Source organism: Neobacillus drentensis, assembly GCF_036966985.1.
GTDB classification, from domain to species: Bacteria; Bacillota; Bacilli; order Bacillales; family Cytobacillaceae; genus Neobacillus; species Neobacillus drentensis_E.
The window spans coordinates 1-1944 of record NZ_JBALSN010000346.1; the positions used below are offsets into that span (position 1 = coordinate 1).

Sequence of the window (1944 nt, forward strand, 5' to 3'; positions counted from 1 at the left end):
TCTTATCCATACTTCTGCTGCTATATTAGGACTTTCAGCAATCATTGTGAAATCAGCGTTATTGTTTTCTGTCTTCAAATACGTTGGTGCTGTTTATTTAATTTATCTTGGTATTAAGGCATTATGGTCTTTGAAGAAAAAGGGTGAAGCTGCAAGTATTGAGATGGATATAAAAAGCCAGTTTAAAAACACCTCTTGTTTTAAACAAGGATTCCTTACCAATATCTTAAATCCCAAAGTTGCTGTCTTTTTCTTAACCTTTTTACCTCAATTCGTGGATTCTGGCAACAATACCATTATACCGTTTCTTATAATGGGTTTCACATATACTATTTTGACTGCCATATGGTTTTTACTTTATGTCTCTTTAATTAATCAGATTAGTGCTTTTATGAAAAAACCTAAAACACAAAATATTATCGAAGGAATCACAGGTACTATACTGATTGGCTTTGGTATAAAACTAGCCCTTGAAAAGGCTCATAATTAGATGATTTTTCTTTATATTGTAAGACCCTTGATTTTACAAAATCGAAGGGTCTTATTTTTTGACATTTTTTTATAAACTCGTTTAAGTGCAATCCTTCACAATTCTGCTATGTAATTATAATAAAAGGATGAAACCATTTCGATTCCATCCTTATCTAATATTCTTTTCTTTTGGTCACAACAAAAAACCTCCTATATCGTTAAGTACTAAAGTCAATAATCGGTGTAATTTCTTACATGACCGTTATACTGACCGTTAGACTAAAACGATATAAGAGGTTGAAAAATGCCAGGTAGGCGATAGTTTTTTACGCGCCTTAGAGGATTCGAACCTCTGACCCTACGCTTAGAAGGCGTATGCTCTATCCAGCTGAGCTAAAGGCGCATTTATGGCTCCGCAGGTAGGACTCGAACCTACGACCGATCGGTTAACAGCCGATAGCTCTACCACTGAGCTACTGCGGAACAATATGGTGGGCCTAAATGGACTCGAACCATCGACCTCACGCTTATCAGGCGTGCGCTCTAACCAGCTGAGCTATAGGCCCATATTTATGTGGAGCGGGTGATGAGAATCGAACTCACAACATCAGCTTGGAAGGCTGAGGTTTTACCACTAAACTACACCCGCATTTCTTAAATTGGAGGCAACACCCGGACTTGAACCGGGGATAAAAGTTTTGCAGACCTCGACCTAAAGTGCGATGCCTTACCGCTTGGCTATAGCCAAATAACTTATAAAATAAATGGGGCGGCTGATGGGAATCGAACCCACGAATGTCGGAACCACAATCCGATGCGTTAACCACTTCGCCACAACCGCCATTATAGAATCATTTGGCAGGGGTAGTAGGAATTGAACCCACACCAAAGGTTTTGGAGACCTTCGTTCTACCTTTAAACTATACCCCTATACATGGTGGAGGGGGACGGATTCGAACCGCCGAACCCTGAGGGAGCGGATTTACAGTCCGCCGCGTTTAGCCACTTCGCTACCCCTCCATATAAAAAGGTGGCTCAGGACGGAATCGAACCGCCGACACAAGGATTTTCAGTCCTTTGCTCTACCAACTGAGCTACTGAGCCACACAAAAATCTATATCAACAGCAGTTACCTACTGGCATAAAAGTACGGTCCGGACGGGACTCGAACCCGCGACCTCCTGCGTGACAGGCAGGCATTCTAACCAACTGAACTACCGGACCATATTGCGGGGACAGGATTTGAACCTGCGACCTTCGGGTTATGAGCCCGACGAGCTACCAGACTGCTCCACCCCGCGATAATAGAAATTATTAATTTTGGAGCATGCTCCATATTTTGTTACTGACCGCCCCGATTTCAGAAAGCTTATTCAAGCAGCGGCTCAATCGTTGCGCTGTAGATGATTCGAAGTAGCATATTCGAACGTGCTCCACCCCGCGACAATAAAAATAATGGAGGAGGAAGAGGGA

The 1944-nt window shown here is 42.4% G+C and carries 1 protein-coding gene and 11 tRNA genes; 1 reads left to right on the plus strand and 11 read right to left on the minus strand.

Going from position 1 to position 1944, the window contains the following annotated elements; translation table 11 throughout:
• Nucleotides 1–490 (plus strand): LysE family translocator (locus tag V7659_RS21315; protein WP_335542088.1); only part of this gene is annotated, 490 nt, incomplete at its 5' end.
• Between the two features lie 310 nt (nt 491–800).
• Here the strand turns inward: V7659_RS21315 and V7659_RS21320 are convergent.
• The 11 genes from V7659_RS21320 to V7659_RS21370 form a co-directional block, all read right to left on the minus strand.
• A tRNA-Arg gene (locus V7659_RS21320) sits at nt 801–874 on the minus strand.
• 5 nt (nt 875–879) lie between these two features.
• Nucleotides 880–954: transfer RNA gene (locus tag V7659_RS21325), tRNA-Asn, on the minus strand.
• A gap of 6 nt (nt 955–960) precedes the next feature.
• A tRNA-Ile gene (locus V7659_RS21330) sits at nt 961–1037 on the minus strand.
• Between the two features lie 9 nt (nt 1038–1046).
• A tRNA-Gly gene (locus tag V7659_RS21335) sits at nt 1047–1120 on the minus strand.
• Nucleotides 1121–1131: 11 nt separating this feature from the next.
• A tRNA-Cys gene (locus V7659_RS21340) sits at nt 1132–1217 on the minus strand.
• A gap of 19 nt (nt 1218–1236) precedes the next feature.
• Nucleotides 1237–1312 (minus strand) — tRNA-His (locus V7659_RS21345).
• A 15-nt stretch (nt 1313–1327) separates the two neighbouring features.
• Nucleotides 1328–1401 (minus strand) — tRNA-Trp (locus V7659_RS21350).
• Nucleotides 1402–1406: 5 nt separating this feature from the next.
• Nucleotides 1407–1491 (minus strand) — tRNA-Tyr (locus tag V7659_RS21355).
• Between the two features lie 11 nt (nt 1492–1502).
• Nucleotides 1503–1575, minus strand: a tRNA-Phe gene (locus V7659_RS21360).
• A 46-nt stretch (nt 1576–1621) separates the two neighbouring features.
• A tRNA-Asp gene (locus tag V7659_RS21365) sits at nt 1622–1695 on the minus strand.
• Between the two features lie 3 nt (nt 1696–1698).
• Nucleotides 1699–1772 (minus strand) — tRNA-Met (locus V7659_RS21370).
• Nucleotides 1773–1944 lie beyond the last annotated feature (172 nt).